This is a genomic window from Clostridium sp. (genome assembly GCF_018372875.1).
Taxonomy (GTDB): Bacteria; Bacillota; Clostridia; order Clostridiales; family Clostridiaceae; genus Clostridium.
Genome location: NZ_JAHAIF010000069.1, coordinates 1 through 12,240 on the forward strand (window position 1 = coordinate 1; position 12,240 = coordinate 12,240).

At 29.8% G+C, this 12,240-nt stretch carries 12 protein-coding genes; 9 read left to right on the forward strand and 3 right to left on the reverse strand.

Features of this window, described 5'->3' with window-relative positions; translation table 11 throughout:
* Positions 1 to 203: 203 nt before the first annotated feature.
* Genes KIB46_RS15115 through iadA form a run of 4 tightly spaced genes read left to right on the forward strand, consistent with a single transcriptional unit; the run spans position 204 to position 3,688 of the window.
* Positions 204 to 740, forward strand: coding sequence for a chromate transporter (locus KIB46_RS15115; RefSeq protein WP_156563011.1), 537 nt, complete (start codon positions 204 to 206; stop codon positions 738 to 740).
* Entirely contained in the window at positions 740 to 1,270 is a 531-nt protein-coding gene (locus KIB46_RS15120; protein ID WP_156563013.1) for a chromate transporter, read from the forward strand. Before KIB46_RS15115 ends, KIB46_RS15120 begins: the two co-directional genes overlap by 1 nt.
* Positions 1,271 to 2,500 carry a tetratricopeptide repeat protein gene (locus KIB46_RS15125; protein ID WP_291672960.1) on the forward strand — a complete coding sequence of 410 codons (1,230 nt, stop codon included), beginning with the start codon at positions 1,271 to 1,273 and terminating at the stop codon, positions 2,498 to 2,500. It abuts the gene before it with no gap.
* Positions 2,501 to 2,515: 15 nt separating this feature from the next.
* Positions 2,516 to 3,688 carry a beta-aspartyl-peptidase gene (gene iadA / locus KIB46_RS15130; RefSeq protein ID WP_291672961.1) on the forward strand — a complete coding sequence of 391 codons (1,173 nt, stop codon included), beginning with the start codon at positions 2,516 to 2,518 and terminating at the stop codon, positions 3,686 to 3,688.
* A gap of 27 nt (positions 3,689 to 3,715) precedes the next feature.
* On the opposite strand, the gene KIB46_RS15135 is transcribed toward iadA, so the two are convergent.
* Entirely contained in the window at positions 3,716 to 4,285 is a 570-nt protein-coding gene (locus KIB46_RS15135) for a cell wall hydrolase (RefSeq protein ID WP_291672963.1), read from the reverse strand.
* Positions 4,286 to 4,347: 62 nt separating this feature from the next.
* On the reverse strand, positions 4,348 to 5,334 hold the full coding sequence (locus KIB46_RS15140) for a hypothetical protein (RefSeq protein ID WP_291672965.1): 987 nt from the start codon (positions 5,332 to 5,334) through the stop codon (positions 4,348 to 4,350).
* Positions 5,335 to 5,507: 173 nt separating this feature from the next.
* On the opposite strand from KIB46_RS15140, the gene cdaA reads away from it, so the two are divergent.
* The 5 genes from cdaA to buk all read left to right on the forward strand — a co-directional run bounded on the left by cdaA (position 5,508) and on the right by buk (position 11,413).
* Positions 5,508 to 6,362 carry a diadenylate cyclase CdaA gene (cdaA, locus tag KIB46_RS15145; RefSeq protein WP_156563024.1) on the forward strand — a complete coding sequence of 285 codons (855 nt, stop codon included), beginning with the start codon at positions 5,508 to 5,510 and terminating at the stop codon, positions 6,360 to 6,362.
* The gene (locus KIB46_RS15150; protein ID WP_156563025.1) at positions 6,332 to 7,552 is read left to right on the forward strand and encodes a CdaR family protein; all 1,221 of its coding nucleotides are present in this window, start codon (positions 6,332 to 6,334) and stop codon (positions 7,550 to 7,552) included. Before cdaA ends, KIB46_RS15150 begins: the two co-directional genes overlap by 31 nt.
* Before the next feature lie 94 nt (positions 7,553 to 7,646).
* Positions 7,647 to 9,248 carry an FAD-dependent protein gene (locus tag KIB46_RS15155; protein ID WP_291672968.1) on the forward strand — a complete coding sequence of 534 codons (1,602 nt, stop codon included), beginning with the start codon at positions 7,647 to 7,649 and terminating at the stop codon, positions 9,246 to 9,248.
* A 163-nt stretch (positions 9,249 to 9,411) separates the two neighbouring features.
* Complete coding sequence (ptb, locus tag KIB46_RS15160) at positions 9,412 to 10,320, forward strand: phosphate butyryltransferase (RefSeq protein WP_156563027.1); 909 nt, start codon at positions 9,412 to 9,414, stop codon at positions 10,318 to 10,320.
* Positions 10,321 to 10,345: 25 nt separating this feature from the next.
* Positions 10,346 to 11,413 carry a butyrate kinase gene (buk, locus tag KIB46_RS15165; protein WP_291672971.1) on the forward strand — a complete coding sequence of 356 codons (1,068 nt, stop codon included), beginning with the start codon at positions 10,346 to 10,348 and terminating at the stop codon, positions 11,411 to 11,413.
* A 75-nt stretch (positions 11,414 to 11,488) separates the two neighbouring features.
* On the opposite strand, the gene KIB46_RS15170 is transcribed toward buk, so the two are convergent.
* On the reverse strand, positions 11,489 to 12,240 hold a 752-nt coding region (locus KIB46_RS15170), incomplete at its 5' end, for an Ig-like domain-containing protein (RefSeq protein WP_291672973.1).

Consider the following 12,240-nt stretch of genomic DNA (forward strand, 5'->3'; position numbering starts at 1 on the left):
CAAGCTTCGGAAGCTCTAATGAGTAAGTTCTATTTACCAAATTTAAATTTGGAATATCACTTATGCAGATGGGCGAAAAAAATCGACGGCTCCACAGTCACCTTGGCGATTTTTTTATAGAATATAAATATAAAATCTATTATAAGCACACAATATTTATATGATAGAATATAAGTTAAAAAATAAGGAGATTATATATAAATATGGAAAAGTTATTAAAGATGTTCTTTTCTTTTTTTAAAATTGGAGCATTTACATTTGGGGGTGGATATGCCATGATTCCGCTTATTGAAGAAGAAGTTGTTAATAAGAATAAGTGGATAGAAAAAGAAGAATTTATGGATATGTTAGTCATATCTCAGAGCTTTCCAGGTGCATTAGCAATTAATTGCTCAACATTTATAGGATACAAATTAGGAGGTATGATAGGAGGTATAATTGCAATATTAGGAGTAACGTTACCATCTTTTATAATAATATTATTTGTAGCTACATTATTTATGCAATTTAGGGATAATTACTATGTAAATTTAATGTTTAGTGGGATTACAGCTGCAGTGCCTATGTTAGTTTTAGCTGGTGTGGTAAGCTTATTGAAAGGTGTAAATAAAAACATATCTAATTTATTAGCTGGAATTATAGCTTTAATTGCATTAGTAGTATTTGATATTCATCCTGTTATAGTTATTATTTGTTCAGCTATTTATGGTATGGTATTTCTTAGAGAGAAGGTGGAATGATGGATACCCTATTAAAATTATTATTCACTTTCTTTAAGATAGGTTTATTTAGCTTTGGTGGTGGATATGCGATGATACCATTCATGCAAAGAGAAATTATTGAAAAACATCAGTGGCTAAACAGCAGCGAATTTGTAGATATAATAGGGATATCTCAAATGACACCAGGACCTGTATCAGTTAATTCAGCAACTTTTGTAGGATATAAAGTTAGTGGAATAGTAGGAAGTATTTTTGCTACATTAGGAATAACAGTGATTTCCTTTATACTTGTATCTATTGCATCTAAGACTATGGATAAGTTTAAAGAATCTAAATATTTAAAGGCAGCACTTTTGGGAATGAGACCTGTTCTTATTGCATTAATAATAAATGCATTTATATCTTTAGCTAAAGATGCATATGTAGATATGAAATCTATTATAGTTACTCTCATTGTAGGAGGATGTTTATTCTCTAAAAAGATTCATCCGATACTTACAATAGTAATAGCAGGTTTATTAGGAATTATATTTTGGGGGATTATCTAAATGAAACAAAAGAATAAGAATAGATTATATTCAAGGGCAATTAAATATTATGAAGAAGGAAAGCTTGAGAAAGCATTGTTACAGTGTGAAGAGGCAATAAGTTTAAATTTAAGAAATTCTGCTGCGTTGAATTTAAAAGGACTTTTATTATATTTAAAAGGAAATTTAGATGAGGCAGTTGCTACTTGGAAGATTAATTGGGATTTTAATGATGATAAAATTGCAAAAAATTATATTCAAGATAGTAAAGCTGATTATAGTAGAGTTGAATTATTTGATAAAGGAGAAAAACATCTAGCTAGATTAGAAATAGATGAAGCTATAGAGAGTTTTATGAAATGTAGGGAAAGTGATTTTAATTCATTAAATGTAAATCTCTCTTTAGCAAGGTGTTACTTAAAAAAGTGTGAGTATGCATTAAGTTCATATTATTTAATAAAGGCTCTAGAAATAGATAGATTTAATAATGAGGCAAATAATATAAAAAAGAGTATAGAGTCATATAGTAATGAAAAAGTGAATGTGGCCAATAATTTATTATATTTGAAGAAGGTTATAGTTTGTATAGGAATTATATTAATAATTATTGCTGTACCTTTAATAAGCAATTTATATATATCTTCTACAAAACAGAATGAAAATGTAGACAAGCAGTATTTTAATGATAATAATATGAATGAAGATACTGAAAAAGAAGATAATAAAGAAGAGAGTTCTGTAGACTTGAGCAAAATAGATAAATATATAGATGAAAAAAATTATCTGGAATTACATAATATAATTAGTAAAGTAAGGGTAGAGGATTTAAGCAAAGAAGAACAAGTATTTTATTATAAGGGCAAAGAAACCTTAGAAGCTAATAGTGCTGATTACTTATACAAAAGAGGAATGGAATCTTATAATAATAAAAAATATGAGAGCGCAGAAAGTGATATGAATTTAGCTTACATATATGGAAGAGAAAACTATTTATATCCGCATATTTTGTTTTTTAATGCAGTAATTGAAGCAAAATTAAATAATGTTGATGAGTCAATAAAGTTTTATGAAGAATATGAGAAATTGTTTTCAAAAGGAGAATATATTGAAGAAGTATTATATGAATTAGCATTAATGTATAAGGAAAAAGATATTAGTAAAAGTATTTACTATGCAAAGAAGTTGAAAAAGAGCTATTCAAAATCTATTTATTATAATAAAAATATACAAAATATCTTAGAGCTTAATTAGAAGGGATGTGTCTTTGTGATAACTGTAATAAGGGATGTAGAAGTATATTCGCCTGAATATTTAGGTAAGAAGAATGTAGTTGTGGTAGGAAACAAGTTTGAAGGAATATATGATGAAATAAATATACCTAGTGATTTTATAGAGATAAAAGTAATTGATGGAAAAGGTAAATTGATGTTTCCTGGATTTATAGATTCTCATGTACATATATTAGGTGGAGGAGGAGAGAGTGGATTTTCATCAAGGACACCAGAAATTAAGTTTACAGACTTGACTAAGGCAGGAATTACTACAGTAGTAGGATGTTTAGGGACAGATAATGTATGTAGAGATGGAAAAGCTTTGATAGCTAAAGCAAGATCACTTAACGTAGAAGGGATTACAACTTATTGTTATACAGGTTCTTACTCAATTCCTGTTAAAACAGTAACTGAATGTATAAAAGAAGATTTGATGATGATAGATAAGTATATAGGCGTTGGAGAAATTGCTATATCAGACAATAGAAGTTCACAACCTACCTATGAACAATTTTTAGATGTTATTGCACAAGCTAGAGTAGCTGGTTTACTATCAGGAAAAGCTGGAGTTGTTAATATTCATGTAGGTAGTGGAAGACGTAAACTAGACATGATATTTAGAGTGTTAAAGGAAACAGAAATTCCTGCTACGCAATTAATGCCTACTCATATTAATAGAAATACTAATCTATTTGAAGAAGGAATAGAGTTAGTAAAGCAAGGGGGATATATAGATTTAACTACAAGTTCAGATCCTAACTTTTTAGAAGAGGGAGAATTATCAGCTAGTGAAGGACTAAAAATAGCCTTGGATACCGGTATAAATATAAATAATATTACATTTTCTTCAGATGGAAATGGTAGTATGCCTAAATTTGATGAGAATGGAAAATTAATTGGCTTAGGAATTTGTTCTGTAAGTAGTTTATATAATGAAGTCAAAAGAGCAATACAAGATCAAAATGTTCCTATAGAAATAGCAGTGAAGGTTATTACATCAAATGTAGCTGACTTATTACGTTTAGGTAATAAAGGTAGAATTATGTCGAGTAAAGATGCTGATTTTGTGTTAGTTGATAAGGAGGATTTATCAATTACAGATGTATATGCAAAAGGCGAAGTGTTAATAGAAGAAGGAAGAATAATTAAAAAGGGCGTTTTTGAATAAGAAAAGAGGGTTATAAAAACCCTCTTTTTAACATTTGAAAAATACGTGATTACCAATTGATTTGGTATCTTTTTTTTGTGTTTGTTTCATCCATGAACAGGTAGCTATGGCAGGATTATAGAAGTAAAGAGCTTCGTTTGTTGGATCTTTACCATTAATAGCTTCATAGACAGCATCATAACAACTTTGATCTGGATTAGCTTTAATATCTCTATCTCTAACGCAAGAGAATGCATTAGTTTGAAATATAACACCTTTAATACTATTTGGAAAACCTGGATTAAGTAATCTGTTTAGCACAACAGATGCTACAGCTACTTTTCCTTCAAAAGGTTCCCCTCTACTTTCTGCATAAACGAGTTTAGCCATCAAATCTATATCATCTTGTGTTATATATATCTTTTCCTGACCATGATTGAAAACTTCTACTGTTTCTTCTGTATTTATATTAGTTAATTTATTTACTTTATTAATTTCTTCTAGTGTAATGTCGTAACTAGAAGTATTACCTGTTACTATTGCCTTAGCTGGTATTGCTGAGCAGAACAAACTGAGAAGAGCTAAGCAAAGAGTAAATTGGCATATAAATTTTTTCATAAATAACCTCCTTTTACTAACCCAGTCAAGTGTTAGTATTGCCAAAAGAAGATTATTTATACTTATTTATTATTGAAATTATCCAACTCAGATTTTAAGTCTTTCAAGCTATCAGTAAAGTCTTCATATTTTTCAAAACTATTTTCATAGTTTATATCTATATTATCGTCATTATCTTTTTCAGTAGATGTTTTTTCTACTACTATGGAATGTTCAAGAGAAGTTATATATAGTTCATAGTAGTTTAATGTGTCTTGAAGTGCTTGATAACATTCATTTCCGTTTTCAGGAATGCTAAATGAATAAGTTTTGCTTTTTAATTCATTAAATTTACTTCTTTTATCCTTTACGTCTTTAAGTAGAGTATCAAGGGAGCGACCATCTTCTCTAATTTTAGCTAGAGCAGGACGTAAATCTTCTTTAATAGAGTTTAAAACTTCTATGCAATCTTCAAGATTTAATATATAAGTACTTTTTTGACTTACCTTTATATCATTTTCTCTATTGAGCTTTATTAAGGTATTAATAAAAGTAGTGGATGCTGTAAAAAACTCATCTGCTTCTGAAGGAAATTCTATATCTAGTCCTAATAAATGTAGTGTATCATAATTATTTTTAAGTAATTCATATGTTTGGGTGTATTCATTGTATGTCTGTAATATTTCAGTAGAATTAGGGTTTTTTATAATTGATAATGTTAATTGGTATAGATTTATATTATATTCAAGTGTTTCAGATAATTTTGTTTTTAATTCTTTATTTTTATCTAATACATTAGTTGAATCTAGAGTGGATTGAATATTTGATAATTCTATTAATTCATTAGTTAATGTCTCTTTTGTGGTGTCAGAATTTATACCATTATCATCTAAACAATCTTTTAGTTTTTTATTGCAAGATTCTATTTTCTTCCCTATGTTGTTTAGTTTAGATATATTTCTATTACTTGGTGTTAACTTAACTACACATAATATAACAATTGGAAGTAATATTATAGATATGATTGTAATAATATATTTTTTATTGATGTTAAGTTTATCTAGTTGCATATTTTTTATCCCTCCTTTTGCGGATATAAATGTTTTATATAAGATTTATATTATTTATTTATGTAAAATAGTATTATTAATTAAAAAAATCATAATTTTATAACCTCGATTATATTAAGAATTGGTAATTTAGTGTATAATTTAAATAGTAATTAAGAAGAGGGGTGAGACCAATGAACGAAATAGGAACATTAATAATTAATACGGTAAAAAATATTACCATTTGGTCTATTTTAGATATACTAGTTGTATCTTTTATTTTTTATAAGGGATATATGTTGATAAAGGAAACAAGAGCAGAGCAATTATTAAAAGGTACTGTATTCATATTTCTTCTTATTCCAATAAGCTTATTTTTAAGATTGGATACATTAAACTTTATATTAAATAAAACATTGACTATTGGTGTTTTAGCTATGATTATAATATTTCAACCTGAAATTAGAAGAGTATTAGAGCATTTAGGTAGGAGTACATTTGAAGATATACATTATGGTCAGCCCATGGAGTATAGAAATGAAGTGGTAAATGAGATAGTAACTGCTGTGGAAAATCTTGCAGCTACTAAGACTGGAGCATTAATAGCTATAGAGCAAGGAACAGGTCTAGGAGAAATTATATCTTCAGGAACTATTATAGATGCACAGGTTAGTGCAAATCTTTTAGAAAATATATTTGTAGTAAATACTCCATTGCATGATGGAGCAACAATAATTAGGAGAAATAGAATTCATGCTTCAGGATGTGTTTTACCGTTAACAAATAATAATAGTATAAATAAAAAGCTTGGAACTAGACATAGAGCTGCAATGGGGCTGTCGGAGAATTCAGATGCATTAGTTATAGTAGTGTCTGAAGAAACAGGAGTAATTTCATTAGCTGTTAATGGTAGGTTAACTAGAAATTATGATAAGGAAAAATTAAAAACTATACTTTTAAAAATAATGGAAAATAGGGATGCTAAGAGAGTAAAAAGTGCTGGAGAGAAGGTGAAAACGTGGATAAAGGGAATGAAAAAAGAGGCATAGTACAATTAGTTTGCGTTTTATTAGCTTTTTGTCTATGGCTTTATGTAACCAGCATGGAAAATCCTAATAAATCTTCAGAAATAAAAGACATACCTGTTGATATAATTAATTCAGAGGTGCTAAGGGAATCTAATTTAGCATTATCTCCCAATCAAAACTTTACTGTAAATTTAAGGATAGATGGACCTGCAAATGCTGTTTATTCTGCCAAAGTAGCAGATTTTAAAGTAACTGCTGACTTAGGAACTTATGTATTAAAGAAGGGAGAAAATAATGTTCCAGTAAGAGTGGTTAATTATCCGCAAGATGTAAATGTAATGAATACAGGAGTATTATCAATAAAAATTAATGTAGAAGAGTATACAGAAAAGTATGTTAATGTTGTATCTAAAGTAGATACACTTTTTAAAGAAGGTTTCGTAGAAAGAAATGTAGAATTTACACCACAAAGTGTTAAGATTTATGGTCCTGAAAGTGCAGTTTCAAAGGTAAAATCAGTAGCCTTAATTGGAGAGACTAAAGATATATCAGAAGACTTTGAAAGTGAATACGAGTTGATTCCTATAGACAGTGAAGGAGCTGTGGTAAAAGGTGTAAGTTTAGATAAGTCAAAAGGAACATTAAAAATGCAGGTAGGAAAGGGAACTGAAGTTCCTATAAAAGTTAAATATATGGGTTCATTAAAAAATGGATTAAGTATAGAGAAAGAAACATTATCAAAGAATAAAGTAAGCATTATTGGTGATCCTAAGGCTGTTGAAAATATTAAATATATAGAAACAGAGCCATTAAATCTATCAGATATAGTGTCTAGTAAGGATGTAAACTTGAAGTTATCAATACCGGAAGGAATAACAGTAAGTTTAGATGAGCAGTATGTAACTGTTAGCTTAAAGATAAAGGATGAGATTCCAGTAACTAAAAGCTTTAGTGTTAAGGTGGATTACATTGGAGTTGATGCAAATCATGAGTATACACCTAACACAGTAAATGTGGTATTAGAAGGGACAAAAGAAGCTTTAGCATCAATAAAGGCTGATAATATTAAAGTTGAAGCAAGTGTTGGTGGTTTAGTTGAAGGGAATCATGAAGTTGAGTGGAAAGCAACTTTAGTAGGTATTGATAGACAGGATATATCTATAAAAACAAATAGTGGCAAGGTTTCGGTAGTTATAACGACATTGCAGTAAAAACTATTAATTCTTCCAATTAAAAAAGTGGCATAGCCACTTTTTTTTTGTTATAGTAGGAAATAAAAGATATCTAATAAGAAAAGGTGAGAATATGACAATTAGAATTAATAATATAAGCTTAAATATAGAAGAACCATTAGAGAATTTAAAGAGAAAAGTAGCTAAAAAACTTAGAATAAATGAATCGGATATTTTCGAGTTTAAAATTTTAAAGGAAAGTATTGATGCTCGTAAAAAAGAGAATATAAAATTCAATTATTCTATAGATATAAGTTGTAATGGAGAAAAGAGAATAGTATCTAAATTAAAAGATAAAGATATAAAAATTGAAGATAATATAGAAGAAATTAAGGTTGAATCAGGGAGTGCAGTATTAGAACATAGGCCTGTAGTAGTTGGGTTTGGACCAGCTGGTATATTTTCCGCATTAAGACTAGCCCAATATGGATATAATCCTATTGTAATTGAAAGAGGAGAAGATGTAGACTCTAGAACAAAAACTGTAGAGGAATTTTGGAAGGGAGATTGTAAGCTAAATCTAGAATCAAATGTACAGTTTGGAGAAGGGGGAGCAGGAGCATTTTCAGATGGTAAACTTACTACTAGAATAAAAGACAATAGATGTGGATATGTTTTAGAAGAATTAGTGAAAGCAGGAGCACCAGATGAAATAATATATTCTGGGAAGCCACACGTAGGCACAGACTTGTTAAAGGGAGTAGTTAAAAATATAAGAAAAGAAATTATTAGGTTAGGTGGAGAAGTTAGATTTAACTCAAAGTTAGAAAAAGTAAATATCAAGGATGGAAAGTTAAAGAGCATAATTGTAAATGGTGAAGAGATTCCTTGCGAAGCATTAATTTTAGCAATAGGACATAGTTCAAGAGATACATATGAAATGTTATTTAGAGAAGGAGTTTTTATGCAGCCTAAAGCTTTTGCAGTAGGTGTAAGGATTGAACACCCACAAAAAATGATTGATGAAAGTCAGTATGGTAAGTATGCTGGTCATCCTAGATTAAAGGCAGCAGATTATAGGCTAGCTTATCAAAGTGAAAAAACAGGAAGAGGAATATATTCTTTCTGTATGTGTCCTGGAGGAGTAGTTGTAGCGGCTGCTTCAGAAGAGAATAGGCTAGTTTCAAATGGAATGAGTTATCATGCAAGAGATTTAGAAAATGCAAATTCTGCATTGGTTGTAACTGTTGGACCTGATGATTTTGAAGGTAGCTCACCACTTAAGGGGATGGAGTTTCAAAGGCATTATGAAAGTTTAGCATATAATTTAGGAGGCGGTGGTTACAAGGCGCCAGTTCAACTAGTTGGAGACTTTATGAAGGATGAAGTAAGTAAAAAAATAGGTTGTGTAACACCATCATATAAACCAGGATTTGAATTTAGGGATTTAAGAGAATGTTTACCTAATTATGTAATTGATTCTATAAAAGATGGTATAGCTAAATTTGATACTAGGATAAAAGGCTATGGCATGAGTGATGCAGTTCTTACAGGTATAGAGACTAGAACATCAGCGCCTATAAGAATGTCAAGAAATGAGAATTTAGAAAGTATAAATACATCAGGATTATATCCTTGTGGAGAAGGAGCAGGTTTTGCAGGAGGAATAATATCAGCTGCAGTAGATGGAATTAAGGTTGCTGAGAAAATTATAAGTAAATATAAAGAAATTTAATGAAATATTCTGAAAACTTTGGTTTTCAGGATATTTTTTGTTACAATGGAAGTAATATCTATGGATAAATATAACTGTGAATGTTATAAATTTAACATAGTTTTGTGTTGTTTAACTTATAGACAATTAAAAATATAGATAAAAAGTATAAGAGGTGCATAAAATGAGTAAGAATTTTGATGATTTATTGTCAAGGGTAAAAGAGTGTAAAAGAAAAAAGGTTTCTGTTGCAGTAGCGCAAGATGAACCAGTATTAGAAGCTATTAAAGCTGCTAAGGAACAAGGAATCGCTGATGCGATTTTAGTAGGAGATAAAAATAAGATTAAAGAAATAGCTGATTCAATAGGCATGGATATAACTCAATTTGAAGTTATTCATGAACCAGATGTAAAAAAAGCTGCATTATTTGCAATTCAATTAGTATCTAGTGGTAGAGCTGATATGGTAATGAAGGGATTAGTAGATACAGCTACTTTTTTAAGAAGTGTTTTAAATAAAGAAGTTGGATTAAGAACAGGAAAGGTAATGTCTCACGTATCAGTATTTGAAATTGAAGGATTTGATAGGTTAATATTCTTAACTGATGCTGCATTTAATACTTATCCTGATTTAAAGGCTAAGGTGCAAATAGTACAAAACTCTGTAAGTGTTGCACATGCATGTGGAATAGAATGTCCAAAGGTAGCTCCAGTTTGTGCGGTTGAAGTGGTAAATCCAGATATGCCAGCTACAATAGATGCTTCATTATTATCAAAGATGAATGATAGAGGACAAATAAAGGGATGTATAGTAGATGGACCATTAGCTTTAGATAATGCATTATCAGAAGAAGCTGCTCATCATAAGGGAATAACAGGACCAGTTGCAGGAAAGGCTGATGTTATAATGCTTCCTAATATAGAAACTGCAAATGTAATGTATAAAACTTTAACTTACACATCTAAGAGCAGAAATGGTGGAATACTTGTTGGTACTTCAGCACCAGTTATATTAACTTCAAGAGCAGATAGCTTTGAAACAAAGGTTAACTCAATAGCTTTAGCAGCTGTTGTAGCTGAATCTATTAAATAATCAAGAGATTAATGGAGGTTATGGTATGTCATATAAATTATTAATTATAAATCCAGGATCAACTTCAACTAAAATTGGAGTATATGAAGGTGAAAAGGAATTATTTGAAGAAACTCTTAGACACTCAACAGAAGAAATAGCAAAATACGATAGCATATATGCACAAAGAGGGTTTAGAAAAGAAGTTATTTTAAATGTTCTAAAAGAAAAGAATTTTGATATAAAGACTTTAGATGCAGTAGTAGGTAGAGGGGGAATGCTTAAGCCAATTCCAGGTGGTACTTATGCTGTAACTGAAGAATTATTAGAAGACTTAAAGGTTGGAGTTCAAGGACAACACGCTTCCAACTTAGGTGGAATATTATCTAATGAAATAGCAAAAGAAATAGGAGTACCAGCGTTTATAGTTGATCCAGTTGTTGTTGATGAATTAGAAGATATAGCAAGATATTCAGGTGTTCCAGAACTGCCAAGAAAGTCAAAATTCCATGCTTTAAATCAAAAAGCTGTAGCAAAGAGATATGGAAAAGAAAGTGGAAAAGGATATGAAAATCTAAATCTTATAGTTGTACACATGGGTGGAGGAGTTTCTGTTGGGGCTCATAACCATGGTAGAGTTGTGGATGTAAATAATGCATTAGATGGAGAAGGAGCTTTTTCTCCAGAAAGAGCAGGTACAGTACCAGCTGGAGATTTAGTTAAGCTTTGTTTTAGCGGTAATTATACTGAAAAAGAAGTTTATAGCAAGTTAGTTGGTAATGGTGGATTAAATGCATATGCTAACACTAACGATATGAGAGATGTATTAAAAATGATGGATGAAGGTAGTGAAGAAGCAAAGAAGTTATTTAGTGCCTTTATTTACCAAGTTGGAAAAGATATTGGAGCAATGGCAACTGTTTTAGAAGGTAAGGTTGATCAAATAGTTTTAACAGGAGGAATAGCATATTCTCCAGTAGTTACTGAATCTATAACGAAAAGAGTTGGATGGATAGCTGGAATAACAATTTATCCAGGTGAAGATGAATTACTTGCTCTAGCACAAGGAGCTATAAGAGTTCTTAGTGGCGAAGAAGAGGCGAAGATTTATTAGTATATATGGGAAAAGATAACCTCAGAATATCTTGAGGTTATCTTTTTTTATTATTTTATATCTGTTGAATATTTACTATGGCTCAAATTGCATTTCAAAAGAAGTAATTATATTGTCTTCGGTGTGAATCCAGAATATACTGTTAGGATATTTATTCAATATATCTCTAAAAAAAGAGTAATCTACATTAACTAAATCAATGGAACTTGAATCATTGTAGCTAGGAACCAAGTATTTACATAACTTAAAAGTACAAGATGTAGATATTATATATTCTTTAGTAGATTTATCATTATTTCTAATGTAGTAACCTGAATCTAAGAAACCACCACCAGCAAAGTTGTCATCCTTAGCTATATTATATAACTCACTAGAAGAATAATCGAGGCTAGTGAAAATTTCACAATCGTCAAAAAGTATATGGTCCTTATTTGAATTACTATAAAGCTTACGAATATAGCCATATATTTTCTCTTTTTTGACTTCTTTTACAGTTAATACAAGATTAACTTCTCTATCATATTCATCAGATATTCCATTAAAAGTAAAGTTTCCTAAAGAGGAAGTAGAAACATTTGTATTCTTCCAAGTAACTTTTGTTTTTGTTTTTTCATTATTAATTAGAAAATCTACTTCATTTGGTAAAGTATAATTAGAATTGATTGATACTGATTCATTAATTGTTGTAATATTAAATTTAGATTTGATTTCATCCTTTAGTATTTTTATATTATCTACATCTACATTATTATCAACAGCTAGTTTTATAAAATAGTAAGCATCATCTAACCTATTTACCTCTAAATATTTATCTTTAATATCAAGAT

Bases quoted from the DNA above. Each gene is read 5' to 3' on its own strand.
- KIB46_RS15115 (WP_156563011.1), top strand. From the start codon at position 204: ATGGAAAAGTTATTAAAGATGTTCTTTTCTTTTTTTAAAATTGGAGCA.
- KIB46_RS15120 (WP_156563013.1), top strand. From the start codon at position 740: ATGGATACCCTATTAAAATTATTATTCACTTTCTTTAAGATAGGTTTA.
- KIB46_RS15125 (WP_291672960.1), top strand. From the start codon at position 1,271: ATGAAACAAAAGAATAAGAATAGATTATATTCAAGGGCAATTAAATAT.
- KIB46_RS15135 (WP_291672963.1), bottom strand. From the start codon at position 4,285: ATGAAAAAATTTATATGCCAATTTACTCTTTGCTTAGCTCTTCTCAGT.
- KIB46_RS15140 (WP_291672965.1), bottom strand. From the start codon at position 5,334: ATGCAACTAGATAAACTTAACATCAATAAAAAATATATTATTACAATC.
- cdaA (WP_156563024.1), top strand. From the start codon at position 5,508: ATGAACGAAATAGGAACATTAATAATTAATACGGTAAAAAATATTACC.
- KIB46_RS15155 (WP_291672968.1), top strand. From the start codon at position 7,647: ATGACAATTAGAATTAATAATATAAGCTTAAATATAGAAGAACCATTA.
- ptb (WP_156563027.1), top strand. From the start codon at position 9,412: ATGAGTAAGAATTTTGATGATTTATTGTCAAGGGTAAAAGAGTGTAAA.
- buk (WP_291672971.1), top strand. From the start codon at position 10,346: ATGTCATATAAATTATTAATTATAAATCCAGGATCAACTTCAACTAAA.